This window comes from Vibrio sinus, from assembly GCF_023634645.1.
GTDB classification, from domain to species: Bacteria; Pseudomonadota; Gammaproteobacteria; order Enterobacterales; family Vibrionaceae; genus Vibrio; species Vibrio sinus.
In genome coordinates this window covers 153,329-172,722 of record NZ_JAMKMR010000005.1, presented here as the reverse complement: position 1 = coordinate 172,722, position 19,394 = coordinate 153,329, and the positions used below count along the sequence as shown (strand labels likewise).

The 19,394-nt window shown below is 43.1% G+C and carries 19 protein-coding genes; 4 read left to right on the top strand and 15 right to left on the bottom strand.

All coding sequences use genetic code 11. From position 1 onward, the window contains the following. Window positions 1–157 precede the first annotated feature (157 nt). Window positions 158–2,155: a methyl-accepting chemotaxis protein gene (locus M9194_RS07540; RefSeq protein WP_250612015.1), complete on the top strand. Its 1,998-nt coding sequence runs from the start codon at window positions 158–160 to the stop codon at window positions 2,153–2,155. A 254-nt stretch (window positions 2,156–2,409) separates the two neighbouring features. After that, complete coding sequence (locus M9194_RS07535) at window positions 2,410–3,231, top strand: type 2 periplasmic-binding domain-containing protein (RefSeq protein ID WP_250612014.1); 822 nt, start codon at window positions 2,410–2,412, stop codon at window positions 3,229–3,231. A 9-nt stretch (window positions 3,232–3,240) separates the two neighbouring features. Here M9194_RS07535 and M9194_RS07530 read toward each other — a convergent pair whose 3' ends face one another. The 9 genes from M9194_RS07530 to M9194_RS07490 all read right to left on the bottom strand — a co-directional run bounded on the left by M9194_RS07530 (window position 3,241) and on the right by M9194_RS07490 (window position 11,104). Beyond that, window positions 3,241–4,629: a vWA domain-containing protein gene (locus M9194_RS07530; protein ID WP_250612013.1), complete on the bottom strand. Its 1,389-nt coding sequence runs from the start codon at window positions 4,627–4,629 to the stop codon at window positions 3,241–3,243. 11 nt (window positions 4,630–4,640) lie between these two features. Next, complete coding sequence (locus M9194_RS07525) at window positions 4,641–5,210, bottom strand: TadE/TadG family type IV pilus assembly protein (protein ID WP_250612012.1); 570 nt, start codon at window positions 5,208–5,210, stop codon at window positions 4,641–4,643. A 9-nt stretch (window positions 5,211–5,219) separates the two neighbouring features. Continuing rightward, window positions 5,220–5,807 (bottom strand): TadE family protein, encoded by a 588-nt coding sequence (locus M9194_RS07520; protein WP_250612011.1) that lies wholly within the window; start codon window positions 5,805–5,807, stop codon window positions 5,220–5,222. A 388-nt stretch (window positions 5,808–6,195) separates the two neighbouring features. Next, window positions 6,196–7,353: a tetratricopeptide repeat protein gene (locus M9194_RS07515; RefSeq protein WP_250612010.1), complete on the bottom strand. Its 1,158-nt coding sequence runs from the start codon at window positions 7,351–7,353 to the stop codon at window positions 6,196–6,198. Further along, on the bottom strand, window positions 7,350–7,982 hold the full coding sequence (locus M9194_RS07510; protein WP_250612009.1) for an energy transducer TonB: 633 nt from the start codon (window positions 7,980–7,982) through the stop codon (window positions 7,350–7,352). The genes M9194_RS07515 and M9194_RS07510 overlap by 4 nt, the downstream gene beginning before the upstream one ends. Then, window positions 7,982–8,386, bottom strand: a complete 405-nt coding sequence (locus M9194_RS07505; RefSeq protein ID WP_250612008.1) for an ExbD/TolR family protein — start codon at window positions 8,384–8,386, stop codon at window positions 7,982–7,984. Before M9194_RS07505 ends, M9194_RS07510 begins: the two co-directional genes overlap by 1 nt. Beyond that, a complete protein-coding gene (locus M9194_RS07500) occupies window positions 8,383–8,949 on the bottom strand; it encodes a MotA/TolQ/ExbB proton channel family protein (protein ID WP_250612007.1) in 567 nt (188 codons plus the stop codon). The genes M9194_RS07505 and M9194_RS07500 overlap by 4 nt, the downstream gene beginning before the upstream one ends. After that, window positions 8,949–10,334 (bottom strand): MotA/TolQ/ExbB proton channel family protein, encoded by a 1,386-nt coding sequence (locus M9194_RS07495; protein ID WP_250612006.1) that lies wholly within the window; start codon window positions 10,332–10,334, stop codon window positions 8,949–8,951. The genes M9194_RS07500 and M9194_RS07495 overlap by 1 nt, the downstream gene beginning before the upstream one ends. After that, on the bottom strand, window positions 10,331–11,104 hold the full coding sequence (locus M9194_RS07490; RefSeq protein WP_250612005.1) for a DUF3450 domain-containing protein: 774 nt from the start codon (window positions 11,102–11,104) through the stop codon (window positions 10,331–10,333). Before M9194_RS07490 ends, M9194_RS07495 begins: the two co-directional genes overlap by 4 nt. Before the next feature lie 272 nt (window positions 11,105–11,376). Between M9194_RS07490 and M9194_RS07485 the strand changes: the two genes are divergently transcribed. Continuing rightward, window positions 11,377–12,099, top strand: coding sequence for a glycerophosphoryl diester phosphodiesterase (locus tag M9194_RS07485; RefSeq protein ID WP_250612004.1), 723 nt, complete (start codon window positions 11,377–11,379; stop codon window positions 12,097–12,099). A 36-nt stretch (window positions 12,100–12,135) separates the two neighbouring features. Here the strand turns inward: M9194_RS07485 and M9194_RS07480 are convergent, their stop codons facing one another. The 5 genes from M9194_RS07480 to hppD all read right to left on the bottom strand — a co-directional run bounded on the left by M9194_RS07480 (window position 12,136) and on the right by hppD (window position 16,870). Then, on the bottom strand, window positions 12,136–12,696 hold the full coding sequence (locus tag M9194_RS07480) for a plasmid fertility inhibition factor family protein (protein ID WP_250612003.1): 561 nt from the start codon (window positions 12,694–12,696) through the stop codon (window positions 12,136–12,138). Window positions 12,697–12,948: 252 nt separating this feature from the next. Beyond that, window positions 12,949–13,596 carry a maleylacetoacetate isomerase gene (gene maiA / locus M9194_RS07475; RefSeq protein ID WP_250612002.1) on the bottom strand — a complete coding sequence of 216 codons (648 nt, stop codon included), beginning with the start codon at window positions 13,594–13,596 and terminating at the stop codon, window positions 12,949–12,951. 31 nt (window positions 13,597–13,627) lie between these two features. Next, window positions 13,628–14,638, bottom strand: a complete 1,011-nt coding sequence (locus M9194_RS07470; protein ID WP_250612001.1) for a fumarylacetoacetate hydrolase family protein — start codon at window positions 14,636–14,638, stop codon at window positions 13,628–13,630. A 23-nt stretch (window positions 14,639–14,661) separates the two neighbouring features. Beyond that, window positions 14,662–15,801 carry a homogentisate 1,2-dioxygenase gene (locus M9194_RS07465; RefSeq protein ID WP_250612000.1) on the bottom strand — a complete coding sequence of 380 codons (1,140 nt, stop codon included), beginning with the start codon at window positions 15,799–15,801 and terminating at the stop codon, window positions 14,662–14,664. After that, on the bottom strand, window positions 15,794–16,870 hold the full coding sequence (hppD, locus tag M9194_RS07460; protein ID WP_250612093.1) for a 4-hydroxyphenylpyruvate dioxygenase: 1,077 nt from the start codon (window positions 16,868–16,870) through the stop codon (window positions 15,794–15,796). Before hppD ends, M9194_RS07465 begins: the two co-directional genes overlap by 8 nt. A 620-nt stretch (window positions 16,871–17,490) precedes the next feature. Here hppD and ribA point away from each other — a divergent pair. After that, on the top strand, window positions 17,491–18,549 hold the full coding sequence (gene ribA, locus M9194_RS07455; protein ID WP_250611999.1) for a GTP cyclohydrolase II: 1,059 nt from the start codon (window positions 17,491–17,493) through the stop codon (window positions 18,547–18,549). A 60-nt stretch (window positions 18,550–18,609) separates the two neighbouring features. Here the strand turns inward: ribA and M9194_RS07450 are convergent, their stop codons facing one another. Further along, window positions 18,610–19,368, bottom strand: coding sequence for a substrate-binding periplasmic protein (locus M9194_RS07450; protein ID WP_250611998.1), 759 nt, complete (start codon window positions 19,366–19,368; stop codon window positions 18,610–18,612). Window positions 19,369–19,394: the final 26 nt, after the last annotated feature.

The window sequence follows — 19,394 nt, the reverse complement described above, 5'->3', positions numbered from 1 at the left end:
GTATTGAGAAAATTAATGCAATAAATCTCAATAAAATGAGTCTATTCGCACAGTTATGCAATTATATTTCTAGGCGGAAAATATGCTGCCGTTAAAGGAGAGTATTATTAGAGCGTATTGATCTAATCTATTTTTTCGGTTCCGGCTGGAGGCTGCAATGTCAAGGATAGTCCAAAAATTTTCACTTCATAAATTGGTGTTGATACTCGCGGGATTACCCATCGTGATCTCCTTGATGATGTCGATTGAAGTGATATCTCAACAACGTGCAGCAGCCAATAGCGCAAAAGCTGAGAAAGAAGCGGTAGACCTGATCATTTTATACGATAACGTTGCCCACAACTTAGCCGTGGAAAGGGGACTCACTGCGGGGGTGCTGGGGAGCGGCGGCCAAGGCAGCCAAGTCGAAGCATTAGCGAAACAAAGAAAAATCACTGATAACAACATCCACGCATTAAAAGCGTTTACTCCTCAATACTTACCTAGCAAGTGGATAGAAGACATCCGCTCAGGTGTATTAAGTGAGCTGGCAATACTTAATAACATCCGCCAGCAAGTCAATACCTTAAAACCGACCACATCACCGTTCAAATATTATTCCAATATCAACCAACTCATTATTAATAACACATCGCTTATCACGACCTTCGTCACGAATACAGAGGCGTCCAAATTAAGTAAAGCGCTCATTGCTGTTATGGAAATGAAAGAGCGAGCAGGCCAAGTTCGCGGCGCATTAAACGGAGCATTTGCGAAAAAAAGCTCTAACCTAGGTCAATACACATTGATCCAAAACTATATTCAATCGGGCCGCTACGCCGAACGAACCGCGAAACTTTCCATGCCACAGCGCTTTGTGACTCAGCTTGAAGCCGATCAGCGCTCAAGCACATGGCAAAATGTGGTAAGGACTGAGCAAACCTTTCTTGATCAAAAAAACAATCTAGCTCAGCTAAAAGGCCCATCACCTGGTGAATGGTTCGCTGCTGCCACCGCTCAAATCGGCCAAATCAATGCGGTACGTAACGAGCTCCAATCTCAAGCCATCTTGCTTGCAGAGAATCAAATTCAAACCGCAGAATGGGAAGCCAGTATTGTTATCGCTTCAATCATTGCTATCACGGCAATCCTTGTAGGTGGGATTCTTATCTTTACCAACAGTTTAAAAGGGCGTGTAAATTCACTCACCAAAAACTTGGCCGACATTTCTGAAAGTAAAGATTTGAGCGTCAAATTGCCAACGGCTGGTTCAGATGAGTTATCAAGGATTTCATCGAGTCTTAATGGACTGACGGGCAGTATTAAAACGGTGTTAGCGAGCGTCAACGAGACTAACTTGCAAAGTAATGAAAGATTAGAGCAAATTGTTTCCAGTGCCGATGATTTAACCGCTAGTAGTCAGGCGACCAGCGACAAGTGTAGTAATATTGCCGCAGCGATGACAGAATTGTCCCAATCGAGCGTTGAAATTGCTTCTTCTTCTGACCGAGCGATGGAAGAAACCGGCAAAATGATCGAAAAAGTTGTAACATGCCAACAGCAAAGTCGTCACTCCTACTCCGTTGTCGAAGGTCTAGTAAACCAGATACAGCAGACCCAAGAATGCATGCTCGAGCTAGAGCAAGATGCAATAAGCATCACCAAAATCGTCGATTCAATTAGCGCCATTTCCGAACAAACTAATCTACTGGCATTGAACGCCGCCATTGAATCGGCTCGCGCTGGCGAACATGGCCGAGGGTTTGCTGTTGTATCATCTGAAGTACGCGATCTTGCTCAGCGTAGTAAAGAGTCTACTGAACACATTTCGCAGCTATTAGCCAGTATCACCAACAACACCCAAACCGCGGCGGAGAATATGACTAAAAGTCGTGAAGCGACGGATTCTACTTTCCACTCCGTGCAGGAAGTCAATACCAGTGTTGGCGAATTAGAAGAGTTAATTGAAATCGTCAACCAACATATTACCAGCATTACTAACGCAACGGTCGAGCAGTCCAAAGCCAGCGAGATGGTCAATGAAGATGTGGACGTTCTGACAGGCATCGCAGACAATACAGGCCAGCTTGCAAGGAATATGAACGACGTTGTGGACAATTACCGCAAAGAAGTCGATCTGGTCAATAATCAACTACGACAATTTACCTTGGGGTAGAATACCAAGCCACCTCAAAATATGAGTTTCAACGGAATAAACAGACTTCAATGCTAGGAAGAGATGTACGTCTAGCATCGAAGTCTTGCACATCGATTGACGAGCCTCAAGAAGTATCACAGTGATAGATTCATAACTATAATTAAGAGCGTTTGTTTACACCAAGGTTACAACCGGTGTTACTAATAGTAACTTCAGTTCATAAACGAATATTATGCAGATGGGCACCCTCTAATGTGAAAAGGATATACACCTTGAAAAAGCTTATCGCTCGACGAATGTTTATTACTCCCTCCAGAGCATTTGCTATCGCCTTTTCTTTTTTGATTTCGTTTAGCACTAACAGCCAGGAACCACTGGATCTAAAAGTCGGCTATTTTGTTTATCCGCCACACGTTTTCTATTCAGCGCAAGAAGACAAGCCCTATGGCCCACTAATTACCTTTTTAAATCAATATGTTGCAGAACCTATGAACGCGAAGATAGTCTGGCAAAAAATGACGAATAAGCGGTCTGAGCGAAGTATTACTGATTGCAAAATTGATTTATTTCTCTTAAAAGGATGGTCCGAGGATAGAGCCAAAAGAATGCGCTTTCCCACCCACCCTTTTCACATTGCAGTACCCTCTCTGTTGGTAGACAAAGACTTTCCGGTCAATGAGATTCGTGGCTCAGAAGATTTGTATGATCTGGTGATAGGCTGGACCTCGGGGTTACCAGCTTCCGCCATCAAACCATTCTGGAATCATCCTAGAATTAAGCTCGTCCTTACTCCACAAGTGGACTTCTATCGAGCCAATATAGGTATGTTTATTCGAGGAAGATTAACCGGTGTGGCCAGTAGTAATCGAGAGTCTTTAGTTTATATGGCAAAGCAGATGGACATATTGGATAAGGTAAAAATCATTCCCCTCCCTCAAGAATCAAGACGAGTCTTCCATGCCTTTAGCACATGTGCTGAACAACCACTAAATTTGTACAACCAAGTGATAAGCGAGTTGTTAGAACGGATCTTGGACAACCAAACCCTAGCGGAATTTTACCTACAATATTTGAATGATAAAATGAACGACTAACCTGCAGACTTATAGCGTTAATCGAATTATCACATCCAGCATTTCATCAAAACATGGGCCTAACGCGTCTTCATCAATTGCATGGCAATACACCCCTTGCAATTGTCCTGCTTGAAAATCACCAGCAAGATCTGGATCGTCTAACATGGCCGGATCGTTTGCCATTCTCATTAACAAGTCCTGTCCTTCCTCATTATCTGGGCCGGAAGCTGCAGTAAGTGCAGAGCCTAACCCTAGAGTAAAGACAAAAATATTCTCATTTCTTGCTGCTTCTGCCATATCTTCAACCAAGTTGCGAGCCACTCGATTGACCCTTATGTATAGGTCGTTAGCAGAATGAGTAAAACGGTTGTACTGTTCAACTGGCCTGGTCGGGTGGAACGGGTTGAGTACATCAAATTCCGTTGCCGCAGTATCGTGCGGGGTGTAGTAATCCGGTAGCTCTACCAAGTTGTCGTCAATATTACTACCTTGGTACCCACTGCCAGATAGCTGGGTAGCAACCGTATCATGTTCCCATAAGCCACGAGGGGTGCCGCTGGAGCCATCACTTGAACGAATAGAGCCTGTGTAAGAATTAGAATCGGTAAACTCAAAATTAGACGCAAATGTATTCGGTGCACCATCTGTAAAGAAAACAATCACTTTGAGATTGGCTGGGTTGGTCACATTCCGAATTTGCTCTAACGCCATATATAGCCCTTCTGAAGCATTGGTAAACTGTAAATTACTTAAGTCACCAAACTCAAACGCATCAATTTCATTTGTAATCAACGCTCTATCATGCCCTCGAGGAACAGTAAAAGCGACGGGGACCTCAGCACCAAAGGCGTATTTAACTAAAGAAATCCTGTCAAAACTTTCATGAAATTTGCTAATGAACTCTTTCGATCTCAATACAACATCATCCGTTACATCTCCGATGGCACCAAGCCTTAAAGAAGTTGTATTATCTACGACTAAGACTAGATCAACTGGCCTTCTAATCACTTGTGCTTGCGCGCTCACGTCAAAAGAACTGAATCCAACCAAGCTCAAAAATGTATTAGACATCGTAGAAGAGGCGTTAATATCAATAGAAATATTGCCATCAGAATCATTGGTAAACCCCACATCGTCCAATGTCGATACGCTTTTATGAAACCCTTCAGGAATATTTGCATTAAAGTACTTTGCGGCCGCGGTAACCGCAGCCGCTTCACTGTCTGCCACCGCTCTAGCAGCCGCTATGCCTGCTGCATCGACGGCAGCAAATAGCTTGGCTTGAACTAGATAGGCTCTTCCAGCATCGATAGCCATACCTGTCACTAAAACCATAAAAGGCATGGCGACAATGGATGCAATGGCTACTAAGCCTTTATTCTTAATCTTTCTGATAAAATGCCATTTTTTACTCATCACTTTACCCTTCATAAGTATGTTGCATCACTGATCATGAAGTTGCTGTCATACACCCAGTCAGTCAACGGAGTGTAGTCATAGAATACTTCGACGACATAGGCTGCTTCACCGTCATCTAGATTGATAGGAAAGCCAGTTAATACTGGTTTATTCTCAATTTCATCAGGTAATTCACATTCGCCCTCAGCATCCCAGTTGGTGCAACCTCCCCATACTTCACTGTCTGTATTCAAACCAAAATCCAACCATTTGTATTGACGGTTTAGATAAGGATCACCACCAGCTTGGCCGATCACTTGGCTAATGTAGATGACACCGTCAGATTCAAGATCCAACGGGCTAGAGGTTGTTGACACAATCTCCATGACTTGCTGTGGGGTTTGAGAACTGCTTCGCGAGACAAGGTTAGCACCTTCACGGCTAATATTAGTAATGATGGTGTTGGCCTGAATCATCTCTGTCAGCTCCCAAACACCGACTAAAAAGAGAAATATGATTGGCGTTACCAATGTCATTTCAACTGCAGCCATTCCTTTGATAGATCTTTTACTTCGCAGGCCGTTCAAACTATTATTCATAACGCCTCCCTAAAATGCCTCATTTCTCATCGCTGCACTTACCGTGAAGTTATAATAGCCATCGGTAACGAGTGGATAGATAAATGGGCTGCCAGTTGGCCAAGTACAATCGATATGGATGGCGACAATATCTCCCGCATCACCGAACCCTGTAACGTTGTTACCGTGAATATCTTCTACACGTATGTCTTCATTACTTGCCACTTTCGATAAATACCCGTTCGATGCGTCGGAAATCTTTTCTAAAATCGCAGCGCTTCTATCACCATTTCCTTCTGGATCTAAATCAGCACGGCCAGTTATTGCATAACGAGCTCCCTCTCTAACGGCATGCTGCATCGTTAACTTAACGTATCCGAAATAAGCGAGATCAATGGCTGTCATCAAGGTAAGAAAAAAGACGTTAGCGACGATAGAAAACTCAACAATGGTGCCGCCGAAAAGCGCTTTTCTTTTTATTGAGAGGGGAGATGAAACGCCACGAGTTTGAACAGTAAGCAAACTAGGCCTATGTAAATAAGCTGGGTTTTGATTAGTTTCCGCTCTATTTAACTGAGCGTTAATGACCGGCGGTTTGCGCCTTATTATGTTTTCCATCGTACTACCCACCTTCACTTTTGAGCACAACATGTGCTATCCATGAACGGTGAAAATCCAAAAAATCAAACATCATCAAAATGTCAGAATAATTTCATTTAACAAACATTTTGATGACATTAAATTTACAATACAGGTATAGTAGCTAGCGTGACGAACATCAAAGTTTTTTATGATATAAGCTAATTTCTATTCGTTATATCGAGAGGCCAACCATGGAATCAATGTCTCAGAAAACGTTTGGAAAGCTGACACTATGTTGCAAGAATGGACGATAATTCATTGTATGAAATGAGTATTTGAATTTATCAGTTGTTTTTGATGGTTGTGCAAAAAGAGTGTGCCAACCCGATAGGACAGCACACTACATAACGGTATTATCGATTACCTACCTAATATTCTCTAGATAGCTAACCCAGCTTTTCGCTTCTTCTGATGGCTTTAGTTTTTCTGAGTACTTCGCTTGGCTAAGTGCCTTGTTGAGATTTTTCAGACGATAATAAGCTTGCGCTTTTACCAACGCCACTTTGGCTTGTTGGCTTTTTTTAGTCACTTTATCAAGCTCTACTAAGGCTTGCTTGTCTTTACCCTGCTGAAGCAAGATTTGGATGGCGTTCCAACGATACTTAGGCTGCTGTTTTGCTGCTAGTAACCACATATCGACAGCGTGATCCCACTCTTTGGCAAGTTGCCAATAGCTTGCCTGCTGTATAATCAAATCCTGTTGTGAATCCAGATCACTGATTTCACCCATCGTCTGAGCAGCTCTCAATGGTATACCAACACTGGCGTAGAGTTGGGCGAGCAAGTGAATATCTTTATCACTCAGCTTTACACCTTGCAACTTGGCTAGAGCCAGCGTGTTTAACGCTTGTTTTTGTTTATTTTGTCTTAGCTGAATCGCGGTAAGCTGCCGCCACCAAGTAATAGAATTGGGCTGCAACGAGACCAAACTTTTTGCCGTTTTTTCCGCCGCGCGCCAGCTCTTCAGCTCAACCTGAGCACCCAGTTTAATAGAAAGCGGTGATACCTCTTTCTTCGGATGCAACGATTCATAACTCTGTATCGCCGAAAGTACTTTTTGCCAATGCGCAAGCTGATAGTTCGCTTGTGCAATACGTAGCCAAAGCTCAGCAGCATCTTCCCCTTTAGGAGCACTTTTACTCAATTCATTGTAGTAACTCAGTGACTTCGCATATTGGTGATTGGACAGCAGTAGATCCGCCAGCATCTTTTGCGTTTTCCATGCTTGTGAATCTTCTAGCACCTTGCTATTCACGGCCAGTTCTAATGATTTTATTGCCAGTTTGATTTGATTGGACTGCCAATAAAACACACCTAACATTCGGTCAACGTAGGCTTTATCGTATTGACGAGTGAGATCCGCACCGTTAAGTAGCTTTATCGCTTGATCGTATTTTTTATCTTTGGCTAGGTGATTGGCTCGCTGCACAATGTTGGTTGTGTATTGGCTTAACCTATCACCATTTGCATACACAAGCTGACTGAAACTGAGCAACAGTATTATTAGGCTAAGTTTTTTCATTGCGACATCTTAAATTCAATTTTTTGTACATAACCCTTTTGAACCACGGCTTGCCCATCAACAATCTTAGGCTGATACTTCCAATTTCGAAGAGATTGGATGGCGTTTCGGTCAAAAATGCGTTTTGGCTTTGCTTCAACCACTTCGATATCTGTTGGCCTGCCTTCTTTATCAATATTGAACTTCAGTAGCACATAGCCCTCTATTTTACGTTGCCTAGCTATCATTGGATAACGTGGCTTCTCTTGATAGATAGGCATCGCCTGCTGACTTCCTCCCGCTACGCCAAGGGTGGGCACACTAATAGCAATACCATTTATGGCACTCGTAATACCCGCCGCTGCGAATGAGGTAGATGGCGCTGTCGATGAAGACATTTGAGGATTTGGCGAACCTACCCCCACTGCGGCAACTTTAGGGGGAGCTGGAACAGGCTTGGGTGGTTTAGGAAGAGAGCGCTCTCTTCTTTGCACCTGGTCTTGCTGCTGAGACATGAAAAGATTGAGCCTAACATTGTCCGTTGCTTTGGGCGCTCGATGATCATCACTGCTTACCATCCACGCCATGAAACTAAATAGGAACACGGCGATAAAAAGCGCTAGGGGAAATGCGATAATCCACCTAGGCATTATGATTTCTCCGCAGCAAGCGCAATATTCTTAATTCCAGCGCCTTTAGCGGCATCCATTACCGTTACGACCGTGCCATTATAGGCATGTTTGTCTGCTTGAATGACTAACGATGCATTGGGTTTGTCTTGAATCAAGCCCTCTAGCGTTGCTTGAACTCTTTCTGGATCAATCACTCGCTTATCAATATAAATATCGTTCGCAGACGTAATGGCCACAAAAATGCTAGAGCTTTTTTGAGTCACTGCGTGAGAGGCTTTCGGCGCGTTGACCGATACACCAGATTCACGAACAAAAGAGCTAGTGACAATGAAAAAAATTAACATGATAAAGACGATATCTAGCATTGAAGTCAGATCGATTTGCGCTTCATCTGTTTTGGTTTGACGTCTACCGAGTCTCACTTGCGACTCCTTAAAGATTTTTCTAATTTAAGCTCTAACATGCGGCATTTCTTGGCAAGGCGCGCGTGAACAAACATACCAGTTAACGCGGCAACCATGCCTGCTAAGGTTGGTAAGGTCGCCAGTGAAATACCCGATGCCATTAATTTTGGGTCACTACTGCCTTGGCTCGCCATAATATCGAAGACTGAAATCATGCCCGTGACGGTCCCAAGCAGCCCTAACATTGGACATACTGACACTAACACTTTGATGATGCTTAAGTTTTGTTGAAGTTGAATGTGTGCTTGTCCAAGCCAGCCATCACGAATTGAGATGGCATACCAAGAGCGCTGATCTTCGCGGGCTAACCAATTATTCACCCAAGCTTGTCTAGCTTTGGGAAAATAAAACAGCAGATAAAAATAGCGCTCTAAAATCAAAAACCAACACACCACGACCACTGCGGCTAACCACCACAACACTTGTCCACCCTGATGCATAAAATGACTCAGCGAAGTGAACCAAGTAGAAGAGAGCAGACCCGTGTCGCTTAACCATTGAAAGCTTGTAGCGAGAGTCATTAGGCAACGTTTCCAACGGATTTTTCAGTCGATGTTGAAGATGTCGAGGTCGGCTTGTTCCCCATTTCTAATTCTGCTTGTTCAGCCACGATGCCGATACCTTGTTTCTCCAAGATGGTGTGTACTTTTTCAGCTTGCGCGCTCAAGATGTTATGCGCAAGAAGAAGTGGTATCGCAGAGACTAAACCAAGGACCGTGGTCACCAGCGCCATGGAAATACCACCAGCCATGACTTTTGGGTCACCATTGCCAAATTGGGTGATCACCTGGAACGTATCTATCATACCGGCGACTGTCCCTAGTAAGCCAAGCATCGGTGCAATCGCTGCCAATAACTTGAGCATCGACAGCCCTTTTTCCAGGTGCGTTTGCTCGTCAACAACCGCTTCTAACAACCTAAGCTCTAGTGCTTCCACAGACCGGTTAGGCTCTTGGTGATACACATTCAACACACGGCCCAAAGGATTGTTGGTTGGATTCTTCGGATCAGCCAGTTGCTGGCGAATTTGTTTCTGCGCCCTGAAGAGATAAGCACCGCGAACCACGGCAATCACCAGTCCAATCGCTAACAAAACAAGAATAATTTCGCCAACGACACCGCCCTGTTTAAGCCTTTGCATCAATGTCGGCACATCAGCAAGTTGCTTGATAATTTCACCATGTGATGGATCCACAACAACCGATTCGACATTACCTTGGCTAAGCGCGGCAAGTGATGAAAGCGTTGGACCATTTGAAGGTTGCACACTATACGCGCTCGCCTCTTTTGATGTGTTGTTCCAGCTAACGTAACCTTTGTCAGTCACAAGACCAAAAGAGCCTAGTCTCAAGGCAGGCACCGTTTTAATCTCACCGTTGCCTTGAATAAATGGCACATTCACTTTAGCTAGCTGGCCACTTGCTTGAATCTGCTCTTCAAAGCTTTTCCAAAGTCCAGTCAACTGCTCGATGGAAGGCAGTGTTTTCGCAGCAACAATGCTATCAACAACCGGAGAATACTGATTAGCGTCCACTCCCGTCACTGAGTGCTTCAGCTCAGCTTGCAACGATTTCGCGTTTTGTCTTACCACACCAAACAACTCACCCAAGCTGCCGGATTGTAACCTTAAGGTATCTTCCAGTTTCGCCAGCTTGGTTTCATTGCTGCTAAACTGTTTGGTCAGTTGATTGGTTTGTTCTTGAATGTGTTGACGTTGACGCTCTAATTGCTGCTTTTCTTTTAGCAACGCCATTTCTGTTTGCTTAAAAGACGCCTGACGCGATGCGTCAATCGCTTGCTGCTGCTGTTTCTCTTGTTGCGCTTTTGAAACTAAACTCTCATTCGCCAGCGCATTGAAAGATAATGCTGCAAGAGAGACAAGAAAGAGATTTTTTACCATTTTCATTTCTTCTCTCCTTGCGCGACGTTAAGAGAAACAGGAAGCGTAAGTAAACTTGGCGTGCTTTGCTTCGTGGCGACTTGATAGGCCTGATTGAGATTGCTGTCTAAACTACTGTCGGCCTGTGTCCAACTCTTGGTTGAATCATCCCATATCCAATATTGAGAGTGGTCTGGATTACGAGCAATCATGGAAATTCGACCTAAATGAAGCACTTGGGCTTCTACTTTTTGACCTGATTTCAACGTAATTTGAGATTGGTATTGCTGCAGTTTATTGCCGTAATCTAGCTCAATTTGATACGCCTCGATAATTTGGCGGTATTTCTCAGCATCACTGACATCAGCTTGGGACATTAGCGCTTGCAACTTGGCAACTCTCGCCTCTCGCTGTTGAAGCTGAATAGGCTCACTTGTTGCGACAATCTGTTTTAAACCGTCGATCATTTGATACATCAATGGCACAACGCCTTGGCGAGTTTTATTGATTTCTCCAATTTGGCTTTGAATGCTACTCATCTCTTGATCTTGGCTTTTAATCATGGCCGCCATGTGATCTCGATAAATAGTGAGGTTTTTGACTTGTTGTTTGAGTTGCTCGATTTCAGCCCGCAGCTTAATCGATTCGTCTGCGCTCGCATCCACCTTTACTTGGCTCTTCGCCGATTGGGTGTTGGTTTGGTTTTGGATTGCCTGGGCAGAGCTTAATTCACTCGCATAGGCAGAAGAGAAAATGCAGGCCGTGGTTATCACCATGCCAATTTTAAAAAGTCTCATAATAGCAATCAATTACTTTGGATCTAAAAGGCGTCCGTCGAATGACAAACAAGCTTAATGATAAAAGCTCTCATTATCAAGTGGAAAATTGCGAACCAGGATCACCTCAATTTATACCCAACTAGCGTCAAGATCCAATTTCACCATTTGTTTCATAGAAATGACATTTTTCTTCGTTAGCATCCCCCGTTTAGTCAATGATTTAGTTTCGCACGTAAAGGTCTATGTGCTGTAATAAACACTAGGAAATGGACAACTCATAAGGTAATAAAATGTCGCCATTGATCGTTGGGCACCGGGGAGCATCCGGTACTCATCCAGAAAATACCAAAGCAAGTATTCTAGCCGCTGCCGAGATGGGTTCGACTTGGGTTGAAATCGATGTTCAACCTACCAAGGATGGCGTACTCGTCGTCAACCACGACCATACCGTTGATCGTTGTAGTGATGGCGCTGGTCGGGTTGACGCACATACTCTGGATGAGCTTCGCCAGCTAGACTTTGGAGGCTGGTTCGGCACTGAGTTCTCCAATGAACGTATCCTCACTCTCGATGAGATGCTGGAGCTTTGTGAACAGCACGACCTTGGCATTAATATCGAAGTTAAAGTAGACACTCATGATACTCAATCAGTCGTTGAAAAAGTGGTCGATGCGTTGGCAAAAACATCCCTAGATAAAGACAAAATCCTGCTATCAAGTTTTAATCACGACATCATGCGTTTACTACACAAGCACTGTTCGAGTTACAAATTAGGCGTTATCAGTAAACGTTTGTCTGCCAGCGTTTGGGCGCTATTGCAGGAGATTGAGGCGTACAGCTGTCACTTATACTACCGTTGGGCAAGCGCAACCCATATCAAGAAATTACAAAACTCAGGCTATCAAGTTTGGTGCTACACCGTGAATACGCCTCATCAATTCAAAAACCTAAACAAAGTCGATGCTATTTTTAGCAACTACCCTACACGTTTTTTAAATCAAACCGCATCTTAAGCTGTCTAGAGTATAAATTGGTTCAGGTATTAGTTGTCACCTGAACCGATAAATATTAAACAGCACTTTCTTCGTTAAATCATAGAGCAAAGGACAATCTTCATCTAAGCATAAACTGTTGGTATCTATCGCCAACTTCTCAAACAAAGGCTCTTCTTCTTCAGTACAAAGCACGGGAATATAGTCCGCTTCGTTATTCAAAAGCCAAATAAGTCGAGCAGTGCCATCTTCAACAAATACATACTCCAATTCCTTTCGCTTGGTCGATTGGCTCTCTTTTTCCTTGCATAAAAAGCAATTATCTTGAATCCTGGCTTTGAAGCTTGTTCGCACACCCGCGCTAACTTGAGCCATTGGTACGGGCTTGGACTTGCTAAATGAAAATAACTTGTCCGACAATGAATATTTATAATAATTACGCCAATGTTTTTTCTCCCCTATCCTCGATTTAGGAATAATGGGAAAGGGTTGTTTGTGCCAATAATAAATAAAGAACTTCGGATCAAGCATCACGACTTTGCTATATCTATAGTCTCTCGATGAATCTGACAAGTACACAAATCGACGGTTATTGACCCTAACTTTATACACGTCCATTTTTCCATCCCTATAAATATTCTTATCAAAAACCCACGTTGACTTTAAAATTCATAACTGTAAAGGCGTTTAGGAAAATAATGCGAGTTTCTAATGACAAGTGCGCAACAGCAGTTAAATGGTTACACTACAGCCGCCGAATAATGGATGATATAGGTCGTGTTATCTAAAGATATATGATTTTAAAAAGCATAAAAAATATACCCAAGTAACCAGTAGGATCTTAGGTATATTTATTAATCTATGTCTGTTCTAAGTAGCATCTGGCTGGGATTCAGGCGCTGCGTCTCTAAATGCAGGATGCTCTCTCAATGTATTTGCTAACCGAGTTATCGTCGGGAAGGCATGCATATCGAGGTTAAATCTCTCCGCATTATAAACCTGTGGGACTAAGCACACATCCACAAGTGACAAGTCATCACCAACGCTATATCGTCCAGAAACTGACGAGAGTTTCTTTTCAACGGCCTTAAAGCCAGTCGTTACCCAATGACGATACCAGTCACCTTTCTGCTCATCTGAAACATCAAGTTTGCCTGATAAGTACTGCAAAATTCTCAAGTTGTTAATTGGGTGAATATCTACCGCAATATCTTGAGCTAATGCTTGCACTAGATACTTATCTGGTGTGGTCTGAGGTATCAGCCTAGGCTCTGAGTAATGGTCGTCTAAATAGTCAATAATGGCTAACGATTGATTTAATGTGACATCGCCATCGATAAGCACAGGCACCAATTCATTGGGGTTGAGTTCACTAAATTGTGCACTGTGCTGCTCTCCACCGTCTTTCACCAAATGTACAGGAAGCATATCGTATTCGAGCTGCTTCAAGTTCAACGCTATTCGAACCCGATACGCCGCTGAAGAGCGCCAGTAACTGTAAAGTTTTATTTTTGCCATGTTGCAATCCGATTCTTCTTGGTTAGCAGGCTTAGTATTTTTCTATGACTTGTTCAATGGCACCAAAGATGCTTTCACCTTGCGCGTCTAACATCTCTAACTTAATGCTATCACCGAACCGCATAAACTGAGTACTTGGTTTGCCATCGCGAATCGTTTCAATCATTCTCACCTCGGCAATGCAAGAGTAGCCAACACCACCTTCATCAATCGATGTACCGTATTGTGTGCCCTGCTTATTGGAGACGGTACCTGAGCCAATGATGGTACCTGCCGATAATGGACGTGTCTTCGCCGCATGTGAGACCAACTCAGAAAAATCAAACGTCATATCAACGCCAGCGTTCGGTCGCCCAAATGGCTTATTGTTGTAAGTTGAGATAAGAGGCAGATGTACCTTAACACCATCCCAAGCGTCAGCTAGCTCATCTGGGGTAACTGCAACGGGAGAAAATGCTGACGATGGTTTGGATTGAAAGAAACCAAACCCTTTGCCTAGCTCAGCAGGGATAAGCCCTCTAAGTGATACGTCATTGACTAACATGAGTAAACGTATCGCCGACTGAGCTTGCTCTTTGGACGCCCCCATTGCGACATCGTCAGTGATGACGGCGACCTCTCCTTCAAAGTCAATCCCCCATTCTTCACTGTGCATCTGAATATTATCGCGCGGGCCAATAAACGCATCCGAACCACCTTGATACATCAGCGGATCGGTCCAAAAACTTTCTGGCATTTCTGCTCCGCGTGCCTTACGCACCAGCTCCACGTGATTGACATAGGCTGATCCATCTGCCCATTGGTAAGCCCTTGGCAATGGCGACTCGCACTGTGTAGCTGAAAAGGACATTTCGTTGTCTACCCTACCCGCGCAAAGCGCTTGATAGATCTCTTGCAATTGAGGCTCTGTATGTTGCCAGTTATCTAATGCGAGTTGCATGGTGGCCGCAATACTTGGTACAGCAACACAACGAGTTAAATCTTTGCTGACGACAACTAACATGCCGTCTCTTTGACCATTTTTTAACGTTGCTAATTTCATTTTTTTAATCCTTAGCCATTCGTTTAGCGTTTTACGCTTTCACGCCAACTGTAAACATACTGATCGTTCTCAACCTGTGCTGCTTCATCTGCAAATGAAAGAGCGTTTCGAGTATCAATCATCACTGCGACTTCATCGGCAAACTTTTTCTTGTACTCTCGTCCTGCTTTGAAGGCTTTCGGGTGTGGGCCATGAGTAAAGCCAGCGGGATGGAATGTCACCATGCCTGCTTCGATGTTGTCGCGGCTGAAGAAATCACCTGCGTGGTAAAATAGCACTTCGTCATAATCATCATTGTTGTGATAGAAAGGCACTTTCAACGCCCCCGGATCACTTTCTATTGGCCTTGGCACAAAGGTACATACAACGAAGCCATCTCCCACAAATGTTGTGTGTGCGGAAGGCGGTAAGTGGTAACGATGTGACATCAATGGACGAATATCACGCCAATTTAGCTTCACAACAGATAAGTCACCATGCCAGCCAATGGCATCGAGCGGATTATACGGGTAGGTAATGACACTGATTTTCTCACCGCGTTTCATGTGTACTTGAGTGTCATCTTCTGAGTATTGCGCTTTGAATTGATCATTAATCTGAGGGACTTCCAAAACAGCAGGATCAAACACAGCGTGACTACCTACAATGCCTTTCTCTGGCAAGTTATAACTCGCGTTGGTGTTTTCTATCATCAAAATGAACATCTTTTCGTGTGGTTCCAAACGCCAGTTTGTCGAACGAGGAATTAGGACATAATCCCCTTCTCCCACTTCTAAATGTCCGTAATCACAATAGAGATCGGCTTTGCCCTGGTGAATAAAAAGTAAGTCGTCACCATCAGAGTTTCGAACTAAAAACTCCATCGATTGATCGATTTTCCACACTCGTATTTTACAATCAGCATTATGCAAAAGGTGAGGCACTAACCAAGGAGAAAGCTGAGCTGCCTTCTCCACTAAATTAAAATTAAAAGCCCGTGGTCGAAGTGGTCCTTCCCATTCGCTCCAACCCGTTGGAGCGTGCTGGTGATGAAAATGAGACGCCGGGCCGAAAAAACCGCTACGGCCAGCTTCTCTTTCATAGATCGCCTTTTCAGGAAAATCGGCGTGTGCTTGCTTGGAACACTCACCAACCTTCAAAGGAAATGAGATGGATTTACGCATTATCTAATACTCCCCTGCGAATCTGGTCCTCCTCGATAGACTCAAACAAGGCTTTAAAGTTTCCTTCTCCAAATCCTTCATTGCCTTTTCTTTGGATGATTTCGAAGAACACGGGACCAATCACAGTCTGCGTAAATATTTGCAGCAATATGCCGTCTTTTTCAGGCGCGCCATCGATGAGTATTTTTAACTTTTGCAGACGTTCGACACTTTCACTGTGCCCTTTCACTCGGTTGTCGATTTTCTCGTAATAAGTATCTGGGGTATGCATGAAGTCCATGCCCCTGTCACGTAAAGTCTTCACCGTTTCGTAGATATCTTCGGTTGACAGAGCAATGTGCTGAATACCTTCACCGTTATACTCACGAATAAACTCTTCGATTTGAGACTTATCATCCGATGACTCATTGATAGGAATGCGAATTTTACCACAAGGCGCGGTCATTGCTCGGCTAACAAGGCCAGTCAACTTACCTTCAATATCGAAGTAACGAATTTCTTTGAAGTTACCAATACGTTCATAAAACCCTGCCCATTTGTCCATATGACCGCGTTGAACATTGTGGGTTAGATGGTCAATTTCGTATAGGCCAACATCTTTGTCTCGCAAGCGTTGTTCAGCATCGTCGTATAGGCGGAAATCCACATCATATATACTGCTGCTACCGTAGCGGTCGACGAAATAGATTAAGCTGCCACCAATCCCATAAATCGCTGGGATACTTAGCTCCATGGGACCGATCTCAGTAACGTACTGTTTTGAGTCTTGGCTTAACGCGTACTCCAACGCCTTGCCCGCATCATGTACTCGAAATGCCATACCACAAACGGACGGGCCATGAGCCTTGGCAAACTCTTCCGCCTGACTATGTGGTTGGGCATTCACTATAAAGCTAATATCGCCTTGCCTATATAGCCATGCATCTTTAGAGCGGTGCTTAGCAATTTCTGCGAATCCAAGAGAACTAAATAGCGACTTCAATTGCTCAATACCTTCTTGGTCTGCCGCGGTATATTCAACAAACTCAAAACCGTCAGTACCTAGTGGATTACCTTTGCTCGCAAGCATGGTTGATTGATTCATGTTTTACTCCTCGTCACAAGATTCGATGCATCTGTATTTCATGCGTTTTACTCTGTCCATGACTTAACTGTGCAACAAATTGACCAGAATGAGTAAGCAAAGCCTCAAATAAGAATAGTTATCAAAAACAACCTTAGTGTAACGTTTTAATTACATGGTTAACACTAAAACACCCAATGTCCATAGCCTCTCAGGTTGAAGGCCTCTAGTTGCCTGTAAATAATATGAAAATCTTTGTTAACATCTAGGTTTGAGCAGATCGATAAACGCAAACCAAGAAAACAAAATGTAACAACCTGGTTACAAATATCCAGTTACCTAGCGTTTCATCAAAATGTGATTCCTAGCCACTTTATTTATAAATATGATAATTATTTTTACCCATAATGCTGGCTGGGTTCCAAATCAATTCCACATGGATAACAAGCCATTACTCGTCTCATCATGTCTTAATAAAGATATTAAGTATTATTAAGACACATTATTTGCCCATTTTGTGGTTTGACTAACAAATATAGGCTGGCTAAATTTACTCTTGTAGATGCATAGCGATTTGATGATGTGAAATCGAACGCCTAGCTACATTCAGCGTCAGGAGCAAAATTATGGACAATCCTATTCTGTTTTATGAACCATTTGAATCTCATGGATTTTTATCCAACTTTTTCCCTGCGAATATAGAAATATCAGGTGTGGTTTGGCCGACGAGCGAACATTACTACCAAGCTCAAAAGTTTTCTAGTTCGATTATCCAACAAGAAATACTCAAAGCCGAAACCCCAGATCTTGCTTTCGCATTAAGCAGGAAATACGAGCAACACGCCCGTTCTGATTGGTACGACATTCGCGTCGATGTTATGGAATCTATCGTAAAAGAAAAATTTATCCAAAACCCTAACCTAGCGTATTACTTAGTAAATACAGGATGTATAGAGCTAAAGGAACACTCACACAAAGATGCATTTTGGGGAGACGGGGGAGATGGAAAAGGAAAAAATATCCTTGGGAGAATACTAATGGATGTACGTGAAACCTTACAACAAACCAAACCTTATAACTTAGTTAGCTTTATTGATGCGGCAAAACTGCCCACAAAATGGGGCGAATTTCAAATGAATGCCTTTATTGAGCATGCAACACAAAAGGAACATTTAGCGTTAGTTTATGGCGATATTAAAAGCGTTAATGCCCCTTTAATCCGCCTCCACTCAGAATGCCTAACAGGCGATGCGTTATTTAGTGCTCGCTGCGACTGCGGCTTTCAATTATCCAAAGCGTTGAAGAACATCGTAGACGAAGGTGCGGGTGTTCTTCTTTACCTGCGTCAAGAAGGAAGAGGAATTGGGTTGTCAAACAAGGTTCGCGCTTATCATCTACAAGATGACGGTGCAGACACGGTGCAAGCAAACGAGCAATTAGGTTTCGCTGCTGATATGCGCAACTACGAATTCTGTCAGGGAATTTTAGGCTATCTCGGCATCGACCAAGTGAAGCTGATGACGAATAACCCACGTAAAGTTAAGGCCTTGCAAAAAGCGAACATCAACGTAATCGAACGCGTACCTCTTCAGGAAGGGAACAACCCACACAACCAAAACTACCTACAAACTAAGGCCGCCAAACTGGGTCATATGTTTGATGCCACCTTTATTAAACAACAGTAAACACACCTGTAAAAAAGAGCCTGGTTAACATTAACCAGGCTCTTTTTTTAATTAATCTTATTAAATGTATTTACTGATAATAACATCAATCTCGCCAGATTTTTTAAGTTCAGCCAGACGTTTGTTAATGAACTTTTGCAAACTAGGATCCATATTTTTATCAAATGCTAGATAAATTTTGTAGTCAGGGATGACATCACTAAATGCTTGAATATCATATTTGTTTTTATCAAGGTTTAGCTTACCAAGGTTATATTTTACTCTTGATGACATTTCAACAAAAGCCGTATCGCCTGGTGTACGGTTCACCACCTTGAACGCTGAGCGATAATTTTTAACTCGGATTTCTTCTACATCACCTGAGCTAATATAGGGAATAAGTTGCGGATAATCGAAACCATGTAATAAGACAACCCCTTTTCCTTTTAGAGAATTCATACCATCGAACTTAAAATGACCTGTTTTGCTGGTCACTAATGCGTGCTTAACCGTATATATTGGCATATCGGATAAGTTCTCGGCTTGGACGCTTCCCCAGCTTGGGCTACCGTAGGTTATCCAATTTTTTTCACCACCCGCTTCCAAAATTGAAATCATTCGATTGAAAGGGTAAGTATGATAACTAATATCGTATCTATCGCCTGAGAATATCGCTTGAACAATGTCGGTAACAATACCAGAGTGATTATTGGCATTGTCTTCTATTTGAAATGGTTGAGCTTGTTTTGATATTACATAGTAGTTAACGGTTTCTGCCGTAGCCAAACCGGGAGTCAACAAAAATGTAATCAACAATAGTATTTTGTACAAATCCTTCATTTGGCTCTCCTTTTCGCTTTGTACAA

Bases quoted from the DNA above. Each gene is read 5' to 3' on its own strand.
- M9194_RS07465 (WP_250612000.1), bottom strand. From the start codon at position 15,801: ATGCGTAAATCCATCTCATTTCCTTTGAAGGTTGGTGAGTGTTCCAAG.
- M9194_RS07480 (WP_250612003.1), bottom strand. From the start codon at position 12,696: ATGGACGTGTATAAAGTTAGGGTCAATAACCGTCGATTTGTGTACTTG.
- M9194_RS07515 (WP_250612010.1), bottom strand. From the start codon at position 7,353: ATGAAAAAACTTAGCCTAATAATACTGTTGCTCAGTTTCAGTCAGCTT.
- M9194_RS07520 (WP_250612011.1), bottom strand. From the start codon at position 5,807: ATGGAAAACATAATAAGGCGCAAACCGCCGGTCATTAACGCTCAGTTA.
- M9194_RS07540 (WP_250612015.1), top strand. From the start codon at position 158: ATGTCAAGGATAGTCCAAAAATTTTCACTTCATAAATTGGTGTTGATA.
- M9194_RS07495 (WP_250612006.1), bottom strand. From the start codon at position 10,334: ATGAAAATGGTAAAAAATCTCTTTCTTGTCTCTCTTGCAGCATTATCT.
- M9194_RS07500 (WP_250612007.1), bottom strand. From the start codon at position 8,949: ATGACTCTCGCTACAAGCTTTCAATGGTTAAGCGACACGGGTCTGCTC.
- M9194_RS07525 (WP_250612012.1), bottom strand. From the start codon at position 5,210: ATGAATAATAGTTTGAACGGCCTGCGAAGTAAAAGATCTATCAAAGGA.
- maiA (WP_250612002.1), bottom strand. From the start codon at position 13,596: ATGGCAAAAATAAAACTTTACAGTTACTGGCGCTCTTCAGCGGCGTAT.
- M9194_RS07490 (WP_250612005.1), bottom strand. From the start codon at position 11,104: ATGAGACTTTTTAAAATTGGCATGGTGATAACCACGGCCTGCATTTTC.
- M9194_RS07510 (WP_250612009.1), bottom strand. From the start codon at position 7,982: ATGCCTAGGTGGATTATCGCATTTCCCCTAGCGCTTTTTATCGCCGTG.
- M9194_RS07450 (WP_250611998.1), bottom strand. From the start codon at position 19,368: ATGAAGGATTTGTACAAAATACTATTGTTGATTACATTTTTGTTGACT.
- M9194_RS07485 (WP_250612004.1), top strand. From the start codon at position 11,377: ATGTCGCCATTGATCGTTGGGCACCGGGGAGCATCCGGTACTCATCCA.
- ribA (WP_250611999.1), top strand. From the start codon at position 17,491: ATGGACAATCCTATTCTGTTTTATGAACCATTTGAATCTCATGGATTT.
- hppD (WP_250612093.1), bottom strand. From the start codon at position 16,870: ATGCTTGCGAGCAAAGGTAATCCACTAGGTACTGACGGTTTTGAGTTT.
- M9194_RS07470 (WP_250612001.1), bottom strand. From the start codon at position 14,638: ATGAAATTAGCAACGTTAAAAAATGGTCAAAGAGACGGCATGTTAGTT.
- M9194_RS07530 (WP_250612013.1), bottom strand. From the start codon at position 4,629: ATGAGTAAAAAATGGCATTTTATCAGAAAGATTAAGAATAAAGGCTTA.